Annotated in this window: 20 protein-coding genes; 12 read left to right on the top strand and 8 right to left on the bottom strand. The window is 59.7% G+C overall.

The features are described 5' to 3' along the window. Positions 1-37 precede the first annotated feature (37 nt). The gene (locus D3Y57_RS11175; RefSeq protein ID WP_121153052.1) at positions 38-1,054 is read right to left on the bottom strand and encodes an LLM class flavin-dependent oxidoreductase; all 1,017 of its coding nucleotides are present in this window, start codon (positions 1,052-1,054) and stop codon (positions 38-40) included. Between the two features lie 102 nt (positions 1,055-1,156). On the opposite strand from D3Y57_RS11175, the gene D3Y57_RS11170 reads away from it, so the two are divergent. The 6 genes from D3Y57_RS11170 (at position 1,157) to D3Y57_RS11145 (ending at position 8,487) form a co-directional block, all read left to right on the top strand. Then, positions 1,157-2,689: a DHA2 family efflux MFS transporter permease subunit gene (locus D3Y57_RS11170; RefSeq protein ID WP_121153051.1), complete on the top strand. Its 1,533-nt coding sequence runs from the start codon at positions 1,157-1,159 to the stop codon at positions 2,687-2,689. Positions 2,690-2,776: 87 nt separating this feature from the next. After that, on the top strand, positions 2,777-4,177 hold the full coding sequence (gene mgtE, locus D3Y57_RS11165; protein WP_121153050.1) for a magnesium transporter: 1,401 nt from the start codon (positions 2,777-2,779) through the stop codon (positions 4,175-4,177). A gap of 1 nt (position 4,178) precedes the next feature. After that, a complete protein-coding gene (locus tag D3Y57_RS11160; RefSeq protein WP_121153049.1) occupies positions 4,179-4,577 on the top strand; it encodes a DUF1489 family protein in 399 nt (132 codons plus the stop codon). Between the two features lie 51 nt (positions 4,578-4,628). Then, positions 4,629-5,846, top strand: coding sequence for an argininosuccinate synthase (locus D3Y57_RS11155; RefSeq protein ID WP_121153048.1), 1,218 nt, complete (start codon positions 4,629-4,631; stop codon positions 5,844-5,846). A gap of 68 nt (positions 5,847-5,914) precedes the next feature. Beyond that, a complete protein-coding gene (locus D3Y57_RS11150) occupies positions 5,915-7,474 on the top strand; it encodes a hypothetical protein (protein WP_121153047.1) in 1,560 nt (519 codons plus the stop codon). Continuing rightward, positions 7,471-8,487: a glycosyltransferase family 2 protein gene (locus D3Y57_RS11145; protein WP_121153046.1), complete on the top strand. Its 1,017-nt coding sequence runs from the start codon at positions 7,471-7,473 to the stop codon at positions 8,485-8,487. Before D3Y57_RS11150 ends, D3Y57_RS11145 begins: the two co-directional genes overlap by 4 nt. Here the strand turns inward: D3Y57_RS11145 and D3Y57_RS11140 are convergent. Next, a complete protein-coding gene (locus D3Y57_RS11140) occupies positions 8,421-9,149 on the bottom strand; it encodes a class I SAM-dependent methyltransferase (protein ID WP_121153045.1) in 729 nt (242 codons plus the stop codon). The two genes, D3Y57_RS11145 and D3Y57_RS11140, sit on opposite strands and share 67 nt — an antisense overlap. Continuing rightward, entirely contained in the window at positions 9,150-9,566 is a 417-nt protein-coding gene (locus D3Y57_RS11135; protein ID WP_121153044.1) for a GtrA family protein, read from the bottom strand. It abuts the gene before it with no gap. Positions 9,567-9,627: 61 nt separating this feature from the next. On the opposite strand from D3Y57_RS11135, the gene D3Y57_RS11130 reads away from it, so the two are divergent. Continuing rightward, a complete protein-coding gene (locus D3Y57_RS11130) occupies positions 9,628-11,406 on the top strand; it encodes an AcrB/AcrD/AcrF family protein (RefSeq protein WP_121153043.1) in 1,779 nt (592 codons plus the stop codon). A gap of 7 nt (positions 11,407-11,413) precedes the next feature. Here the strand turns inward: D3Y57_RS11130 and D3Y57_RS11125 are convergent, their stop codons facing one another. The 5 genes from D3Y57_RS11125 to D3Y57_RS11105 all read right to left on the bottom strand — a co-directional run bounded on the left by D3Y57_RS11125 (position 11,414) and on the right by D3Y57_RS11105 (position 14,903). Next, on the bottom strand, positions 11,414-12,037 hold the full coding sequence (locus tag D3Y57_RS11125; protein ID WP_121153042.1) for a MarC family protein: 624 nt from the start codon (positions 12,035-12,037) through the stop codon (positions 11,414-11,416). After that, positions 12,034-12,891 carry a bifunctional methylenetetrahydrofolate dehydrogenase/methenyltetrahydrofolate cyclohydrolase FolD gene (gene folD / locus D3Y57_RS11120; protein ID WP_121153041.1) on the bottom strand — a complete coding sequence of 286 codons (858 nt, stop codon included), beginning with the start codon at positions 12,889-12,891 and terminating at the stop codon, positions 12,034-12,036. Before folD ends, D3Y57_RS11125 begins: the two co-directional genes overlap by 4 nt. Before the next feature lies 1 nt (position 12,892). Further along, positions 12,893-13,186, bottom strand: a complete 294-nt coding sequence (locus D3Y57_RS11115; protein ID WP_121153040.1) for a YggT family protein — start codon at positions 13,184-13,186, stop codon at positions 12,893-12,895. A gap of 176 nt (positions 13,187-13,362) precedes the next feature. Further along, a complete protein-coding gene (gene argB, locus D3Y57_RS11110) occupies positions 13,363-14,262 on the bottom strand; it encodes an acetylglutamate kinase (protein WP_121153039.1) in 900 nt (299 codons plus the stop codon). Further along, the gene (locus tag D3Y57_RS11105) at positions 14,259-14,903 is read right to left on the bottom strand and encodes a queuosine precursor transporter (RefSeq protein ID WP_121153038.1); all 645 of its coding nucleotides are present in this window, start codon (positions 14,901-14,903) and stop codon (positions 14,259-14,261) included. Before D3Y57_RS11105 ends, argB begins: the two co-directional genes overlap by 4 nt. Positions 14,904-15,030: 127 nt before the next feature. On the opposite strand from D3Y57_RS11105, the gene D3Y57_RS11100 reads away from it, so the two are divergent. The 5 genes from D3Y57_RS11100 (at position 15,031) to D3Y57_RS11080 (ending at position 17,776) form a co-directional block, all read left to right on the top strand. Further along, on the top strand, positions 15,031-16,272 hold the full coding sequence (locus D3Y57_RS11100) for a NupC/NupG family nucleoside CNT transporter (RefSeq protein ID WP_121153037.1): 1,242 nt from the start codon (positions 15,031-15,033) through the stop codon (positions 16,270-16,272). 175 nt (positions 16,273-16,447) lie between these two features. Next, the gene (locus D3Y57_RS11095) at positions 16,448-16,771 is read left to right on the top strand and encodes a PilZ domain-containing protein (protein ID WP_121153036.1); all 324 of its coding nucleotides are present in this window, start codon (positions 16,448-16,450) and stop codon (positions 16,769-16,771) included. Positions 16,772-16,808: 37 nt separating this feature from the next. After that, on the top strand, positions 16,809-16,937 hold the full coding sequence (locus D3Y57_RS21130; protein WP_277873351.1) for a hypothetical protein: 129 nt from the start codon (positions 16,809-16,811) through the stop codon (positions 16,935-16,937). Between the two features lie 2 nt (positions 16,938-16,939). Continuing rightward, positions 16,940-17,254, top strand: a complete 315-nt coding sequence (locus tag D3Y57_RS11085; protein WP_121153034.1) for an alkylphosphonate utilization protein — start codon at positions 16,940-16,942, stop codon at positions 17,252-17,254. Between the two features lie 75 nt (positions 17,255-17,329). Then, on the top strand, positions 17,330-17,776 hold the full coding sequence (locus tag D3Y57_RS11080) for a pyridoxamine 5'-phosphate oxidase family protein (protein WP_121155790.1): 447 nt from the start codon (positions 17,330-17,332) through the stop codon (positions 17,774-17,776). Positions 17,777-17,788: the final 12 nt, after the last annotated feature.

The following is a 17,788-nucleotide window of genomic DNA, read 5'->3' as shown; positions in this document are numbered from 1 at the left end:
TCCTTCGGTTGATTGATTTCAGGGATTGGGGCGGCCCTTACGCAGCCTGCGCCAGCGCCGCCAGTCCATATTCTGCCGCGATCAGCTCATATGACCGCATGCGGGCGCCGTGATCGGACATAATATTGACCAGCATCACCTCGTCTGCGCCATAATCCGCAGCCATCGCATCCAGTTGAGTGCGAACCTCTGACGGCGAACCCAGTGTCACCCGGCGACGTGCGGGGGCGGCGGGATTGGCGACGGACCATTGTTGAGCCTTTTCGACCGAGGGAACTTGAATCAGCTCACCTCGGATAAGGTGCGCAAACATCATCGACGCTGGCAGCGACAAGCGCTCCGCCTCAGCACGGGTTTGCGCGGCGATTGCCCATGTCGCGACCATCAGATGTGGTTTCGCCAGATGCAATGATGGTTTGAAATGTTCGCGATAGATGCGCGCCAGCGGCACTCCGTCCGAGTTAATGAAGTCCGCGATGCAATAGGGTAAGCCCGCTTCACCGGCCCAGATTGCGGAGTCAGTCGATGACCCCAAAAGCCAGACCTGCGTCTCGCCACCGCCCGATGGCATCGTATTGCCCAGTGCGGCAAACGGGTGATCGGCGGGCATCGCATCGTCGAGATAGGCGATCATTTCCGCAAGATTGTTCGGAAAATCGTCGTGCGGCATCCGTTTCGATCGATCACGCTGAAGCGCAAAGGCGGTACGCTGATCGCTGCCCGGTGCACGCCCGACACCCAGATCGATGCGATTCGGAGCGAGAGCCGATAATAATGCAAAGGTCTCCGCCACTTTGAACGGCGAATAATGTGGCAACATGATACCGCCGGACCCGACACGGATGCGCTTTGTCGCTAAGGCCACAGGGCCGATCAGCGCTTCGGGAGCAGCACCTGCAAGACCCGGCGACGCATGATGTTCGGCCAGCCAGTACCGATCATACCCCAGCGCATCGCACGTGCGGGCAAGGTCGAGTGTGTTAACAAGCGCTGCGGCGGCGGTCGCACCCTCGGCGATGGGAGTCTGATCTAGAACGGACAGTCGATAGGTCATGGACGAAAGATAGGGAGCACGGCGGGCTAAACCAGCCCCGACTTTCCAGAGGGTTGTTGAAGACTGTTCTTTTTGCTGATCTTCTCGACTATCGCGCCATTGATGTCCGAACCTACGATCGTTCTCGCCCCGACCCAGCGGCTGCTGGTAACAATCGTGGTCATGGCTGCGACAATGATCGTTGTGCTCGATACCACGATCGCCAATGTTGCCCTGCCGCATATGCAGGCGTCGCTTAGCGCGACGTCCGATACTATATCGTGGGTGCTGACCAGCTATATTCTTGCCAGTGCCGTCGCGCTGCCACTGACGGGTTTTCTTTCGGACAGGTTCGGTCGTCGTAACCTCTTCACCTTTGCCATCATCGGTTTCACGATTTCCTCGACGATTTGCGGGGTTGCGGCAACCCTGCCGTTGATGGTCGCTGCGCGCGTACTCCAGGGGCTCTTCGGTGCCTGCCTTGCTCCGATGAGCCAGGCCATCATGTATGATATAAATCCGCCGAACAAACATGTTCAGGCCATGACGATCTGGGGAATGGTCATCATGGTCGGTCCGGTTACCGGTCCGGTGTTGGGCGGCTGGCTGACCGATAATTTCGACTGGCGCTGGGTGTTTTTCATCAACGTACCGATCGGTATCAGCGCCGCTATCGGTAGTTGGCTGTTATTGAGCAACGAGAGAAAGGAGAAGCGTAAGTTCGACTTGCTGGGATTTACCCTGCTGGCGCTTTCGCTGTCCGGTATGCAGTTGATGCTCGACCGCGGGGTTACGCTCGACTGGTTCGATTCGCCGGAAATTTGGATCGAACTCGGCGTTGCCGTTTCAGCGTTTTGGATGTTCATTGTCCATACCGCTACGAATAAGGACACTATCCTGCCCCGCGAACTGTTCGCTGATCGTAATTTCGTCATGGCGATCATGTCCATTACCGTTATCGGCGGGATTCTTGTTGCCGGTGCGGCGCTCGTGGCACCTATGCTCCAGCGATTACTGAATTATCCCGTGCTGGCTGCCGGACTGCTAACCGCGCCGCGCGGGGCGGGAACGATGATCGGGATGCTTATTGCCGGACGGGTTTCGAAGTTCATCGATCCTCGCCTGCTCATTTTTACCGGTATGGCCCTGTTATCGGGGTCATTGTGGATGATGACGGGCTTCGACCTCAGCATGGATCAAAGCCTGGTGATATCCAGCGGCGTGGTTCAGGGCTTTGGCTTTGGCTTTGTCGTGCTGCCGATGAATCTGCTCGCTCTTGCAACCTTGCCATCCCGCCTGCGGACCGAGGCTGCCTCGCTCTATAATCTCTCGCGCTCGATCGGCGGATCGGTGGCGATTTCCGTAATGACCGCCTTGATCGCGAGCAATACGCAGACGAGCCATGCCGATCTGGGCGCGCATATTACGACGATCAGCGCACCCTTTCTCACGGTGGGGCTGCTCGAGCGGGTCGGTATAAACGGGGCCGACGTTATGGGGCTCATCGATGCAGAGGTTAATCGTCAGGCTGTGATGATCGCTTATATCGACGATTACTGGCTGATGATGTGGGCCGCTCTGTGCGTGATTCCGCTGATCTTACTTTTAAAAGGCGCGAAACCCGGCGAGGAAATGCCGATGCCCGACGGCCACTGACGTAGCCAGTTTGAGATTGCCTTTTCAGCTTAGCCGGGCCTAGACCGCCCTCGCACCCGGACCCGACTGCAGCATGGAGGCAGCGCGATGAGCGAAACCGACCTTCAGGGCGAAACGATCAACGAAACGCAACTGGACGAGGACGATCGGCTTCGGCCGGATTTCGTTCGCGACGTGCTGGCCTGTGTCGAAGATGGCGATGAACAGGGTGCTCGGGATCTCGTAGGGCCGCTGCACCCTGCCGATATCGCCGATTTGTTCGAACTGACGCCGGAGGATCGCCGGGGAGCGCTGGCGGTCGCGCTCGGCGATATTGTCGATGGCGATGTTCTGTCCGAAATGAACGATCACGTCCGCGAAGGGCTGATCGACGCGCTGGAACCGCATCAGGTTGCCGATCTGGCATCCGAACTCGACACCGATGACGCGGTTGCGATCATCGAGGACATGGAGGCCGGCGATCAGGCCGCCGTGCTCCGTGCGCTAGACCCGGACGACCGTGCCGCGATTGAAGCTGCGCTTTCCTATTCGGAAGAATCCGCCGGGCGATTGATGCAGCGCGAGCTGATCGCGGTCCCTGAACATATTACGGTCGGTCAAACCATCGACTACCTCCGCGATAACCCGGAATTGACCACTGACTTCTGGGAAATCTTCGTCGTTGATCCACAGCATCGCCCGGTCGGCACGGTGCAGCTTTCCTGGCTGCTCCGCACGCCGCGAGAGATTGCGATGTCCGACGTGATGAAGCGTGAGCAAACACTGATCCCGGTCGATATGGATCAGGAGGAAGTCGCGTTGCGCTTTCAGAAATACGCGCTGATTTCGGCGGCCGTGGTCGATGGCGGCGGACGGCTGGTCGGCATGATCACGGTGGATGACATGGTTCATGTCATCCAGCAGGAAGCAGGCGAGGACGTCCTGAAACTGTCGGGTGCCGGTGATGGCGACATCAACCAGCCTATCCTGCTGACGATTCGCACGCGCTTGACCTGGCTCGTCGTCAATCTGGGCACAGCGATGCTCGCGGCGTCGGTCGTTGGACTGTTTCAGGGTGAGATTGGCAAGTTCGCGCTGCTTGCGGTGCTTATGCCGATCGTATCGGGCATGGGCGGCAATGCAGGTACGCAGACGCTGGCCGTGGTGGTACGCGCGCTGGCGACCAATCAGCTCACCAGTTCGAACACGGTCCGCATGATCTTTCGTGAATTTCGGATTGCACTGGCAAATGGCCTCGTCCTTGGATTGCTGATCGGCACTGGTACTGCCCTCATATTCAACAATCCCGCATTGGGCGGGGTGATCGCGGCAGCCATGGTCATCAACAATATGGTCGCTGGCCTGTCCGGTATATTGGTCCCGGTCACACTGGAAAAACTCAACGTCGATCCTGCCGTTTCATCGGCGGTGTTCGTAACGACGATGACCGATGTGATGGGCTTCTTCAGTTTCCTCGGGCTCGCCTCGGTGGTAGGATTGTCGGGCTGACATGCTTTACCTTACCAAAGTTGCCTTCGGATGTGATTCTCTGGAGTTTCTGACCGCCCGCATTGCGGCGCGAGCAGAGATGGGGCCGGTTCGCCTGACGACGCGGTATCGACCGAAGCGATATGAAGAACTGATCGGCGGATCGTTGTTCTGGATATTGAAGCACAAGCTGGTCGCGCGCAGTGAAATCCTTGGATTTGCCGACAGTGAGGATGGGCGAATCGACATAATGATCGGTTCCGAAGTGATCCCCGTGCGTCCCATGCCGCGCCGCGCACATCAGGGCTGGCGCTATCTGGAAGCCGATGCCGCGCCACCCGACTGGAGGCCCGGAGATACGGAAGGCGATGAAATGCCAGCCGCGCTTGCGGGAGAACTTGCCGCTATGGGTTTGCTCTAGGCATTAACCTCCCTAAAGGGGCGGCATCAAATTTAAGCGGAGTAATGACGGATGAGCGACATCAAGCGTGTAGTGCTGGCCTTTTCGGGTGGGCTCGACACCAGCGTCATCCTGAAATGGCTTCAGCAGACCTATAATTGCGAAGTCGTCACTTTTACCGCCGATCTGGGGCAGGGTGAGGAACTCGAACCCGCGCGTGCCAAGGCGCAGATGATGGGTGTGAAGCCCGAACACATCTTTATCGACGATCTGAAAGAAGAGTTCGTTCGCGATTACATCTTCCCGATGATGCGCGCGAATGCGTTGTACGAGGGGCTGTATCTGCTCGGCACGTCGATCGCGCGCCCGCTGATCGCCAAGCGCCAGATCGAGATCGCGCGTCTGGTCGGAGCCGATGCCGTCAGCCACGGTGCGACCGGCAAGGGCAACGATCAGGTTCGTTTCGAGCTCGGCTATTACGCGCTGTCTCCCGATATCAAGGTCATTGCACCCTGGCGTGAGTGGGATCTGACGAGCCGCAGCGCGCTGATCGCTTTTGCCGAACAGCATCAGATTCCGGTTGCCAAGGACAAGCGCGGCGAAAGCCCGTTCTCGACCGATGCCAACATTCTGCATACTTCCTCTGAGGGCAAGGTTCTCGAAGATCCGTGGGAAGAAGTCCCCGACTACGTCTATTCGCGCACCGTAAACCCGGAAGACGCGCCCAACACGCCGCAGTCGATCACCGTCGATTTCGAACGCGGCGATGCAGTTGCGATCGATGGTGTCGGCATGTCGCCTGCAACGCTGCTCGCCAAACTCAACGACCTCGGCCGTGCGCACGGTATCGGCCGTCTCGACCTGGTGGAAAACCGCTTCGTTGGCATGAAATCGCGCGGCATGTACGAAACACCGGGCGGCACGATTCTCCATCTGGCGCATCGCGGTATCGAGCAACTGACGCTTGACCGGGGCGCAGCGCATCTGAAGGATGAATTGGCGCCGCGCTATGCCGAACTGCTGTATAACGGCATGTGGTTCAGCCCCGAGCGTGAGATGCTTCAGGCTGCCATCGACCATTCGCAGGCGAAGGTTTCAGGCACCGTCCGGCTAAAACTGTACAAGGGCAGCGTTAACGTAACTGGCCGCAAGTCGCCGAATAGCCTGTACAGCGAAAAGGTCGTGACGTTCGAGGACGACGCCGGCGCCTATGACCAGCGCGATGCCGAAGGGTTCATCAAGCTGAACGCCCTGCGCCTGCGCCTGCTTGGACGGCGCGATCAACCCTGATCCGCGTAACGACGAAAGTCTTTTACGCGCCTTGCCGAACTTCGCACCTCACCGCTAAAGCTGCGACGATGGGGCAAAGTGATCTGAATTGGTGGGAACGTCGCGCGACGGTTGTTGCGCTGACGCTGTTTGCGATGGTCCCGTTGCTGTGGCCGACGATCGCGCCGCTGGTCGATTTGCCGGGGCACATGGGGCGTTACCGTGTTCAGCTCGATGGTGACGGATCGGCAATCCGGCATTTCTACAATTTCCAATGGGCGCTGATCGGCAACCTTGGCGTCGATTTGCTGATCGTGCCGATGGCAAAGATTTTCGGATTGGAGTTCGGCGTCAAGCTGATTGTCATGGCGATCCCTGCCTTGACCGTGGCCGGAATGCTGTGGATTGCGCGCGAGGTTCATGGGCGCATCCCTCCGACTGCACTGTTTGCTTTGCCGCTGGCTTACGGCCACCCTTTCCTGTTCGGGTTCGTCAACTTTTCACTGTCGATGGCGTTTGCGTTGCTGGCTTTCGGGCTTTGGTTACGCCTTGCGCGACTGGGGCGACAGAAACTGCGCGCGGCGGTTTTCCTCCTGATCGCACCGCTGATCTGGGTGACGCACACGTTTGGCTGGGGAATGCTCTGTGTCCTTGCATTCTCGGCAGAACTCATCCGGCAGCATGACCGGGGCGTCGGCTGGTTCCGCGCCTTTTTTCATGCGGGTATCCAGTGCCTGTCTCTGGCACCCCCTATACTGCTGATGATCCTCTGGCGCAGCGGGCATGTAACCGGCCAGACCGCCGACTGGTTTCATTGGGCGCGCAAATGGGAATGGTTCCAGAAGACCCTGCGCGATCGCTGGCAATGGTTTGACGAGGCTTCGGTGGCTGTGCTTTGCGCGCTGTTCGTTGCCGCGATTGGCAGCCGTCGGCTCGAAGTCTCGCGCAATCTGGGTGCGACGGCTCTGTTCCTGTTGGTCGTTTTCATATGCCTGCCGCGCATCGTCTTTGGGTCCGCCTATGCCGATATGCGACTGACTCCCTATCTGCTCGCCATCCCGATCATCGGTATCAGGCTGCGACCACGCGCCACGACAGGGTTCGCCAATGCGCTGGCTATTGCAGGGCTGGTGTTTTTCGGGGTGCGTATCGCGTCGAACACCGTCAGCTTTGCCATTGCCTCAGCAGGATTTGATCGCGCGCTGACCGCCCTCAACTATGTCCCTGAAAACGCGCGGCTGGTCAGCTTTTCAGGCCACGACTGCCGTGATCTGTGGTCGACCAATCGTATGGAGCATCTTGGCGCGATCGCCATCGTCCGAAAACGCGCCTATTCGAACGACCAGTGGGACATGGCCGGTGCGCAGTTGCTGACGACGAACAAGCCCGACGCGCTGTATTTCAAGGCCGACCCCTCGCAGGTCGTAACCGCCGGGCCATGCCGTAACCGCTGGCGACCGCTGAACTGGTCGCTGCGAAATTTACCCCGGGACGCATTCGATTACGTCTGGCTCATGGACCCGCCGGTGTTCGATCCTGTGCTGACAAAGGGCATGACACTCATCTGGCAAGCTGGCAGCGATCGGCTTTATCGGATCGACGACAGGACGATGCGACATGCGCCCGCCGTGCTACAGGCAACGCCATGACCTTTCTTTCAATCGTGATCCCCTGTTTTGACGAAGAAGCCTGTCTCGACGAACTGCATCGGCGGGTGTCGGCGGTTGCGCGCGCCGTGGCGGGGGACGACCATGAAATCGTGTTGATCGACGATGGTTCGCGTGATGGCACCTGGGCAGCAATGACCCGCATCGCCGCCGCCGATCCTCAGGTCATGGCGATCAACCTGTCGCGCAATCACGGGCACCAGCTTGCGCTGACGGCGGGGCTTGATCTGGCTCGCGGCGAGCGCATCCTGATACTTGACGCCGATCTGCAAGACCCGCCCGAACTGCTACCCGACATGCTCGCCGCGATGGACAGCCAGCGTGCCGATGTCGTCTATGCAGTGCGTCGCCAGCGCGCGGGGGAAAGCCTTGCCAAACGGGCTTCGGCGGCGATTTTTTATCGGTTGCTCGACAAGCTGACCGATACCAGCATCCCGCTCGACGCCGGGGATTTTCGCCTGATGAGCAGGCGCGCTCTGGATGCGCTGCTCGCCATGCCCGAACAGGCGCGTTTCATTCGGGGTATGGTTGCGTGGATCGGCTTCCGACAGGTGCCTTTCGCCTATGATCGCGCGGAACGTCATGCGGGCGAAACCCATTATCCTTTCGCCAAGATGTTGAGCCTTGCGTTCGATGCGGTGACGGGTTTTTCGACTGCGCCATTGCGCTTTGCCAGTCACGCGGGACTGGCGCTGACCGGCTTCTCGTTTCTGATCCTGGCCTATATCGCTGTCGGCTGGCTGACCGGCACGGCAGTGGCGGGCTGGACCTCACTGATGCTGGTCGTCGTCGGTCTGGGCGCGGTCCAGATGTTCGTTCTCGGCATGATCGGCGAATATCTTGGTCGACTCTATATCGAATCGAAAAAGCGCCCGCTCTATATTGTCGCCGATGTCATCGGGACCGCCCGTGAGGACACAGTTCTCGGTTATCGGGGCGACAAGATGGCGGCCAGCGAAATTCCCGGTGGCAACGGAATACGGCCGATCAGGTGACGTTCCAGTCCGAATATCGTTCGGAACAAGCCATTTACCGGCGCAGGGGGCAGCGTATCATCGCTGCCTTCCCGGCCCCGAATTTTCGCCGCAACGCGGCTCGCGGCGGCCAGCGGAAACAACAGGCTGTTAAAGCTTGTCAGTTTTTCATGACGCAACCCACTGGCTGCGATCGCAGCTTCCAGCGTCTTTTTGGTGTAGCGCCGGAAGTGGTGATTGGCGACGTCGTGACCCGACCACATGAACGGATATTGCGGCACCGTCAGCAGTATCTTCCCGCCCGGCTTTAACCGCCTGGCGATCCCCTTCAGCGCGGCAACGTCGTCCCCGACGTGTTCGAGTACATCGAGCAGCGCCACCATATCGTAACGCCCGTCCGCGATCCCATCGAGTTCGGGCAAGCGTGCATCGCCGATCACAGGACCGAACCGCTCGATCGCCATCGCGCGTGACGCTGGATCGAGTTCGCTTCCTTCGACGGTGCCGAACTTTGCCAGCATCGCCAGATTGTGGCCGGTTCCGCAGCCGATCTCCAATATCCGCGCGTCCGTCGGCAGCGGGATGTACCGCGCGATCAGATCGTGCAGCACGTCGCGGCGCGCGACATACCACCAGTGGACGCTGTCCTGCGCGGCCATCGCGTCATAAATCGAGCGATCCATTCAGACGAAGACCCATTTCCGATAGATTACAAAGCAGATCACCGGCGTAATAAACACCATCGCGCCAATCGGTGTCAGCTTGTCCCAGTGAAAAATGCTGGTGAACAACCAGACGAAAAAGCTGTTGAGCGAAAAGCTGATGCCGGATGTGATGAAAAACTTCGCCCCAACCTGCGCGGGTTTACCGCGCGAGCCCTGATCGCGAAAACTGAAGCGGCTGTGCAGGAAATAGCCGGCGGCCATCGCCACGAGATAAGCGGCGACGTTGGCGACGAGGGGCGCCGTACCGACGACGCGCACGAACAGCGCGTAAACCACCACGCCCAGCACGGTCACGAACCCGCCCGTCACGGCATAGCGCAGTATCTGCGCCAGCAAGGCGCGCTGATTATCGTCGAGGGAAAGAGTTTTAAGCATCGGTGTCCGCTTGGCACATGAGAAGCGACCCCTTAAGACGCCACCGAGTTAAGGGGAAGTGATGAGCGTGATACCTGATGCCGTCCCCGAAGGCCGGATTTACCATTGGCTGCGCTGGCAGACGCTGATCTGGATTATCGCCTGTGCGTTCATGCTCTATTTTCGCTGGGCTGCGATCCACTGGTACAGCCTGCCCGATACCGACGATAATATGCGGATGGCGCAGGTGCACGCGCTGTTGAACGGGCAGGGATGGTACGACCTTCGCCAGTATAAGCTCAATCCGCCGCTCGGCTTCGACATTCACTGGAGCCGCCTTGTCGATCTGCCGATCGCAGGGATCGAACTGCTCGTTCGTCCCTTTGCCGGAACGGCCGTTGCCGAAAAAACTGCCGCGGCCATCGCGCCGATGTTGCCATTATGGGTCGCGATGGCTGCGATGGGGCTTGCGGTGCGTCGGCTTGTCGCGCGCGATTCATTCGCGGTTGCCGCCGGGCTGATCCTTTGTTGCTCCTCTGCGATGCTGATGTTTTCGCCCCTGCGCGTCGATCATCACGGGTGGCAGTTGGCGATGCTGGTGCTGACGATTGCCGGGCTGGCCGATCGGAACACGATGCGTGGTGGCCTGACGATGGGCTTGTCGAGCGCGGTATCTCTGACGATCGGACTGGAGCTGATGCCGTTCCTTGTGATCGCGGGTGCGGCAAGCGTGCTACGCTGGGTCTGGGACATGGACGAAGCTGCGCGGTTGCGTGGCTATGCGCTTGCTTTGGCCGGTGGATGCGCGCTCGGCTATGCAGGTTTTACGTCCTATGCCAGCAGCGTGGCGCGGTGCGATGTGCTGTCGCCGGTCTGGTTGTCTGCGATGGTCACGGCTGGGGTTCTTGCTTTCGGCCTGTCGTATCTGACCGCGGCCAACACCCGGATTCGGCTCGGCGCAGCGGCAATCGGCGGTGCGTTTCTCGTCGCGGCGTTCGCGCTGGTATGGCCGCAATGCCTCGGTCGTCCTGAACAGATTTCGCCTGAGTTGGCGTCAAAATGGTTCAACAATATCCGTGAAGCAAAGCCGCTCTATACACAGCCGTGGACCACATTTGTGATGGTTGTCGCGCTTCCGGTGGTTGGCGTTATCGGCAGTTTCTGGACGGCATGGCACGCGCGCGCTCAGGGGCGTTTCGGAGCATGGGCACCGGTCGCGCTCGTTTCGCTTGTCTCGTTGCTTCTGGTGCTGTGGCAGACCCGTCAGGGGCCTGCGGCGCAGTTGATGGCGGTTCCGGGTGCGACGGCTCTGGTCTGGTATCTGGTGCCGAAATTTCGCAACAGCGGGTCGATGCTGATGCGGACGGTGGGCGTCGTTGCGGTGATATTGCTGGTTTCAGGGGTCGCCGTGCCGGTGGCCGTCGATCAGTTCCCCGCCGCTCCGGTGACCGCACGCAGCAAGGCGATCGGTCGGGCAAACGCGCGTTGCGCGACATTGCCTGCACTGGCACCGATTGCGCGGCTGCCCGCAACCACGATTTTCACCTTTGTCGATATGGGGCCGCGTTTGATCAACGTCACTCCGCAAAAGGCGATTGCAGGACCGTATCATCGCAATGGCGATGCGATCCTCGATGTTCACCACGCCTTTGATGGCACACCGGAAACCGCGCACGCGATCATGGTGAAACATGGCGCAACATTGCTTCTGACGTGTCCGAACATGAGCGAATCAACGATCTATCGTTCGCGTTCGCCCAACGGGTTCTACTCACGCTTGGCTAAGGGCGAAAAATTTGCATGGCTCGAACCGATGCCGTTGCCAGCGGGCTCGCCACTTTTGTTGTGGCGCATTCGTTAAGGCGAGATCAGACGCCGAAGCTGGTCTTGATCCCGTCGATCACGAATTGAGTTGCCAGTGCGGCGAGGATGACCCCCAATACACGGGTAATCATCGCTTCGAGCCGATTGCCGAGCAGGTTCATCAACGGTCCTGCCAGCAATAGCGATGCCATCGTCAGCACCAGGATAGCCGCCATCGCGGCCAGCACGATGCCACGGTCGAACCAGTTATCGACGCGCGAACATAACAGCATGGCGCTGGCGATCGAACCCGGCCCGGCGATCATCGGTATGCCCATCGGAAAGATCGAAATGTCGTCGAGTTCCTCGGATGTCTTTACGTCCTGAGCGCGACTTTCCCGACGCTCGGTGCGTTTTTCGAAAACCATCTCGAGCGCGATCAGGAACAACATGATTCCGCCCGCGACGCGGAAAGCTTCAAGGCTGACGCCCATTGATTTCAAAAACGGTTTGCCGCCCAAAGCAAAGGCAAACAGGATGCAGCTTGCGACCAAAACCGACCGGATCGCCATGTTGCGACGATGCTGGGCGGGCGCTCCCGATGTCAGGCTGGCAAAGATCGGCGCACAGCCCGGCGGGTCGATAACCACAAAGAACGTGACGAAAGCAGAGACGAAAAGGGCGATCACCGCTCGCGCCGCTGCGCCGATGTCAGCGTGTTCTTCAACAGGCAGGCGATTGTCATCGGGCCGACACCACCCGGCACCGGCGTAATCGCGCCCGCGACGGCTTCGGCTTCGGCAAAGGCGACATCGCCCACCAGTTTCGTTTTAGCGCCTGTGTCACTGGCAGCCGCATCGACGCGGTTGATCCCGACGTCGATTACGGTCGCGCCGGGTTTTATCCAGTCGCCACGCACCATTTCCGGACGGCCGACGGCGGCCACCACGATGTCGGCGCGGCGCACAACGGCGGGCAAGTTACGCGTTCGCGAATGGGCGATCGTCACCGTGCAGCTTTCGCCGAGCAACAGTGCCGCCATCGGCTTACCAACGATGTTCGACCGTCCGATCACGACCGCTTCAAGCCCCGTCAGGTCGCCCCGCGTGGCCTTCAACATCATCATCGCGCCCAGCGGCGTGCAGGGCACAAACCCCTCCAGCCCCGTAGCCAGCCGACCGGCGTTTTCGGGCGTAAAGCCGTCCACGTCCTTTTCCGGGTCGATCGCTGCAATAATGGCATTCGCATCGATATGGTCGGGCAGGGGAAGCTGCACGAGGATGCCATCGACGGCGGGATCGGCGTTCAATTGGTGGACGAGCGCAACCAGATCGGCCTGTGAAGTCTCGGCAGGCAGTGGATGTTCGAAGCTTGCCATGCCCGCTTCGCGACAGGCTTTCCCCTTTGACCGCACATAGACTGCGCTCGCCGGATCACTGCCGACAAGCACCACTGCGAGGCCGGGGACGCGTGACAGTAGCGCAACGCCCGTTGCGACTTCGGCGCGTAACGCGGCAGCAAAAGCCTTGCCGTCGATAATCATCTCAGCTTGCCGACATCAGAAGGTTCGGCAGAACCACTGTTTGGAGAATATAGAGTACGAGCAGCACGACGAGCGGCGACAGGTCGAGGGCACCGAAATCAGGCAGAATCTTGCGGATCGGGCGATAAAGCGGCTCGGTAATCCGGTCGAGTGCCTGCCAGATCGACCGAACGAAATCATTGTGCGTGTTGATCACGTTAAAGGCGATCAGCCACGACATGACCGCCTGAATAACGATGACCCACCAGATGATGCTCAACAGGATATAAAGAATCTGGACGATCGAAATGAGCATGGCGGTTCCTAAGTTTCGTCAGTTCACTTCCGCTTCCCTGAGCTTGTCGAAGGGCTGTCCTTCTGTCTCTTCGAAAAGGGAGCAGGCAGCCCTTCGACAAGCTCAGGGAAGCGGAGAAGTTTGTCTTGCCGCGCTCTAGCGAAGTTGGTGTGTTGTCGCAACGCGCCGCAACGCCCTCACGCGCGAACCAATGTACCCGCGCCCTTGGCGGTGAATATCTCGACCAGCATGGCATGGGGAACGCGCCCATCCAGAATAACTGCGGCTTCTACCCCGCCCTTGACCGCGTTGACGCAGGTTTCCAGTTTCGGGATCATCCCGCCCGTCACGGTCCCGTCGGCCTGTAGAGCTTCGATCTGTGCAGGCGTCAGGTCGGTCAGCAATTCGCCATCCTTGTCCAGCACACCCGCCACATCGGTCAGCAGGAACAGCCGCGTCGCGCCCAGTGCAGCGGCGATGGCGCCCGCCATTGTGTCGGCGTTGATATTGTATGTCGCGCCGTCCACACCCGCAGCGATCGGGGCGATCACCGGGATGACGCCCGCTGCCGATAACGTGTCCAGTATCGCGCGATCGACCGCCACCGGATCACCTACGAAACCCAGGTCGACATGACGTTCGATCCCGCGTGTCGGATCGGCTTCGCGGCCGCCGACCTTCTCTGCTGTCACCAGCCCGGCATCCTTGCCCGACAGCCCGACCGCGCGCCCGCCGGCCCGCGTGATCCAGCCGACGATTTCCTTGTTGATTGCGCCCGACAGGACCATTTCGGCGATGCTGGCCGTTTCGGCATCCGTCACTCGCAACCCGTTCACGAACGAACTTTCGACGCCCAGCTTTTTCAGCATTGCGCCGATCTGTGGGCCTCCGCCGTGAACGACGACGGGATTGATGCCCACCGCCTTCAACAGCACGATATCGGCGGCAAATCCCTTTGCCGCTACGGGGTCGCCCATCGCATGACCCCCGTATTTCACGACAAAGATCTGACCGGCGTACCGCTGCATATACGGCAGCGCCTCGGTCAGCGTTTCGGCTTTCGCCAATAAAGTCTGGTCTGGATCGTGACGGCTCATTTTATGGCTCCGCGGTCGAGCCGTCGGCCAAGTGCGACGAACCCGGTAATCAGGAATGGGACCAGCACGATCGACAACACAACCTTGGTGAGCATCTGCCCCTCCATCAGCCCGAGGATCGGCCGCTCGCCGTAGAACGAAATGGTGATGAACAAGATCGTATCGGCGATTTGCGACACGATGCTGGCAATCATGCCGCGCAGCCAAACCAGCTTGCCGGTATTGCTTCGGAGTTTGTCGAAGATGAACACGTTCAGCGTCTGCGAAGTGCCATAGGAAATCAGCCCGGCAATCATCATCCGCGCGCTTTGTCCGACGACGATTGGAAACGCGTCGATGGCGGGCGGGTACATCCCCGGATCGTGTGGCAGGACCAGCACGAACTGTATCAGCAGCGCGGACACGATCAGCGGCACGAATCCCGTTCGGACCAGTGCCGTCGCAGTTTTTTGCCCATGAAGTTCAGCAATCGCGCTCGACATAACGACCAGCAACAAAAAGGCGAAAATCCCGGCCTCGACCGCCAGTGGCCCCAGCGCGACCTGTTTGACGCCAAGAACGCCTGCAATGCAGACCATCCCGCCATAGAAAACGGAGAATGCAAAGAGCGAGCGGGAAATCGGGAGCGCCGGAGAGTTCATGACGGCCTGCTATCGGGTTTGGCTCCCGAGCGAAAGTCCGAGGTTCATCGGGGGTTGCCGCCCCATGGCGAGCGTGTAACGTCCCGGCGCTGCCGTTTGGCGGCATCAGGACAGGGGCGCGTGCCGAATGAACAGGTTGTTGGTCGGCATTGCCGGAATTGCATTGCTTTTGGCCATCGCGGTGTTGCTGTCGTCGAACCGCCGCGCGATTCGCCTGCGCATCGTTGGTGCTGCCTTCGCATTGCAGGCCGGTATCGCCACGCTCGTCCTTTATGTGCCGTTCGGGAAAACGGTGATCGAGGGGATGGCGCATGGCGTCACCAATCTGCTCGGCTATGCGCAGGCGGGGATCGACTTCATCTTCGGCCCTCTCGCCAAACCTGAACTCGGCGGCCACAGCTTTGCACTCGCTGCGCTGCCGGTCATCATATTCTTCGCGGCACTCATTTCGATCCTCTACTACCTGCGCGTGATGCAATTCGTCGTCCGCTGGATCGGTGGCGCGATCCAGTATGTGACGGGCATATCCAAGGTCGAATCACTGGGAGCCGCTGCCAACATCTTCGTCGGGCAGAGCGAGGCTCCGCTTGTGATCCGCCCCTATCTCGCCGAACTCACGCCCTCGCAATTATTCTGCATCATGACTGTTGGCATGGCCGGGGTCGCGGGTACGATCCTTGCCGCTTATGCCTCGATGCTCGGTCCGCAGCTTTTGCCGTATCTGCTGGCAGCCAGTTTCATGTCGGCTCCCGGCGGTGTTCTGATGGCCAAACTCATCATGCCCGATAATCCCGCCGATCAGGGCAAGGAACCCAGCGTCGTCGGCGATATTCCGTTCGGCGAAGAACGTCCCGCCAACATCATCATGGCGGCGGCAGAGGGCGCGCAGACCGGCGTAAAGCTGGCAGTGGCAGTTGGCGCGATGGTGCTGGCGTTCGTGGCTCTGGTCGCGCTGGCGAACGGCTTGCTTGGTGGTATCGGTGGCTGGTTCGGTTATCCGAACCTCAACTTTCAGGCGATCATCGGGGGTGTCTTTGCGCCTATCATGTTCCTGTTGAACGTGCCGTGGGACGAAGCCGTGCGCGCCGGTGGATTGTTCGGGACAAAGATCGTGTTGAACGAATTTGTGGCGTTCATCGACCTCGGCCACGCAAAGGACACGCTGTCTCCCCACACCGTGGCGGTCATCACTTTTGCCTTGTGCGGATTTGCCAATTTCAGCTCGATCGCGATCCAGATGGCGGTCACCGGCAGCCTCGCCCCCAACCAACGCCCCATCATCGCGCGCCTTGGGCTGAGGGCGCTGGCAGCGGGCAGCCTCGCCAACCTGATGTCCGCCGCGCTGGCCGGGTTGTTGATCCCGGCTTAACGCGTTGGCACTGGCTCCGCTAAACCGATATCGCGGGTCGCCATGTCTCACCCTCTGCGTTTGGTCGTGCATTCGTGTCGATTGTTGCTCTGCAAGGCGCGCTCATTAAGCTCTCAGCAACCATAGGCGTTTAAGAATGTTTTAGGGGACCATCCGACGGCCGATAAGGACGGTGATGAACGTTGCCCACGACTATAATGATATGCGCCAGACGCCTCGCTCTCCAGTTGCGATCCCCGCGCAACTCCGCGTGCCCGGCACTGCGCGCTTCGACATTGCGTTGCTCGATCTGTCAGCCACCGGATTCCGCTGCGAAACCTTTTACGGCCTCAGCATCGGCGAGCGCGTGTTCGTAACGATCCCGACCTTCTCCCCGTTCGAGGCGGTGATCGCGTGGCGCAACGTGTTCACCTATGGCTGCATGTTTCAAAAACCGCTGCACGAGGCCGTGGTCGCGATGATCGCTGCGCGCTTTGCTCCCGGCGTGCCGATCGGATAGACAGACGGCGGGCAACCTGCCCGTAGAGGAGCCAGTCATGGCCAAAGCCCAGAAAAAGTCGAACAAAGAAACGCGGAAGCCAAAGGCTGAGAAAGCCAAGAAGACCAACGTGTCGAACCCCAGCACAAAGGGCGGAACGTCCGGCCTAGTCACGCTGAAAAGCTAAACATGGCCGATAACGATTCTGGCGACGATTATGTATACGACGAAGCCAGCGGTGAGTGGATCAGCGGCGCGGACCTGGCTGTAAAGCAGCTTGAGTCCGCCACCGTCGAGGTCCGTGATTCCGTTGGCAATCTGCTGGCCGACGGCGATCAGGTCACACTTATCAAAGACCTGACCGTAAAGGGCGCAGGCCAGACCCTGAAGCGCGGCACGCTCATCAAGAGCATCCGACTGACCGGCGACGCGCAGGAAATCGACTGCCGCTACGATGGCATCAAGGGTCTCGTCCTGCGCGCGGAGTTCGTGAAGAAGCGATAAGCTGCGGGCCGCCATTTGGCATGGATCATCTGGCGGCACACTGCGTTCAACGCTGGCAACTTATGGGAGCCAGTGATGACCAAGACTCAGACGACTAAAACCTTGTCCGACATTTCCAAAACGATGCGCGACGTGGATTTCTGTATGCTCAACACACACACCAGCACCGGCGGCATCGCCGCGCGTCCGATGAGCAACAACCGCGAAGTCGACTATGATGGTGACAGTTGGTTCTTTACCGACGAAACCGCTTTGATGGTCCCCGAAATCGAAGCCAACCCCGCCGTCGGGTTGAGCTATCAGGGCAAGGCCGGTTTCCTGGCCTCCCGTCCTTTGTTCATTGCCGTCGACGGCATTGCCGACCTGATCCGCGACAAGGCGCAATTCGAAGCGCACTGGACCAAAGATCTCGACCAGTGGTTCGAACAGGGTGTCGATACGCCGGGAATGGTACTGATCCGGGTGCGTGCCGGGCGGATACATTATTGGGATGGTGAGGATGAGGGGACTGTGGGCGTCTAAATAACGCCCAAC

Origin of the sequence: Sphingomonas paeninsulae, from assembly GCF_003660165.1 — a bacterium.
GTDB classification, from domain to species: domain Bacteria; phylum Pseudomonadota; class Alphaproteobacteria; order Sphingomonadales; family Sphingomonadaceae; genus Sphingomonas_O; species Sphingomonas_O paeninsulae.
This window is presented reverse-complemented; position numbering and strand designations above follow the sequence as displayed.